The sequence below is a fragment of the Neobacillus drentensis genome, assembly GCF_036966985.1.
Lineage (GTDB): Bacteria > Bacillota > Bacilli > Bacillales > Cytobacillaceae > Neobacillus > Neobacillus drentensis_E.
Genome location: NZ_JBALSN010000711.1, coordinates 359 through 1482, shown reverse-complemented (window position 1 = coordinate 1482; position 1124 = coordinate 359). Strand labels below are relative to the sequence as shown.

The following is a 1124-nucleotide window of genomic DNA, read 5'->3' as shown; positions in this document are numbered from 1 at the left end:
AAACAAAGGGAATTTATTTATATCATCAGTTTTTATGCCGAGATTGTGAACGGAAGTTAATTTCTACATCAACCTCGGATCCTAGTTATGCTGATTATGTAAGAAAGCTTAAAAATCTTCATACGCCGCCTTTGTATTCATAGACCATTAGATGGTCTTTTTTTATGGGCAATCGGGGATTGGGCCTGTTTTTTGGAACTTAGTTTGGACATCAACCGTAATAAATAATAAGATAAACAGAGAGCCTGATTATTCATAGGAGTCGATGAACATGAAATCAATTTTTTACACATTTGTATGGGCCGTTCTCTCTACTCTTTTTTCGCTGGTGATTATAACTGTCAGTATTGGTGTTTTTCATCATCATGTTGGATTGTCGATACTGTATGCGATGATTGGGTGGGGTGTGATGTTTGCAGGAAGCCGATGGGCTGCCTTCCAGTTGTTTTTGAAGAAACACGGACTGTCTCGCAGTGATTATGTATATATTAAACAGCACTTAAAAGAAGCTGGGCAAAAGCTGGTTCGTTTGAAGAAAGCTTTATTTGCTGTGAAGAACGTACAGACGATCAAGCATAATTATGAAATTCTTCGGCTTGCACGACGCATCTATACGATAACAAAAAAGGAACCGAACCGGTTTTATGATGCACAGCGGTTTTATTTTGAGAGTTTGGATTCTGTTGTTGAATTAACTGAGAAATATGCACTGCTGTATAATCAGCCCAATCGTAGCCATGAGCTTGAAATGACATTAAGCCAAACTCGAGTCACGCTGACTGAACTGCAAAAGCAATTAACGATTGATTTACAGCAAGTTTTAGGAAGAGATATAGAAGCACTTCATATTGAACTTGAAGTGGCCGATAAAATGATTAAAAAATAGACATGAAAGGAGTCAAACTCGATGAAACCAGAAGATCAAGTCATACCACCAGCCCCATCTACTACAGATCTTCCGTTTCGGGTGTTTGATACCTTATCTGATGAGGAAAAGCAGGAGGCGCTACAGCGAGCTGAGAAGATCCCTGACCATCCACAAAAACTGCTTTTCTATGGCACACGTGTGCAGGAACGATTGTTAGAACAATCAAAACAAATGATGCAATATGTGGAGAAAAAAG

Annotated in this window: 2 protein-coding genes and 1 pseudogene; all 3 read left to right on the top strand. The window is 38.9% G+C overall.

The annotated features are described in order from the left end of the window. A partial coding sequence (locus tag V7659_RS30860) for a sigma factor G inhibitor Gin (protein WP_335543811.1) occupies window positions 1-143 on the top strand: 143 nt, incomplete at its 5' end. Between the two features lie 128 nt (window positions 144-271). Beyond that, a complete protein-coding gene (locus V7659_RS30855) occupies window positions 272-886 on the top strand; it encodes a 5-bromo-4-chloroindolyl phosphate hydrolysis family protein (RefSeq protein WP_116307716.1) in 615 nt (204 codons plus the stop codon). Between the two features lie 21 nt (window positions 887-907). Beyond that, window positions 908-1124 (top strand): annotated as a pseudogene (locus V7659_RS30850) (toxic anion resistance protein); the annotation flags it as partial.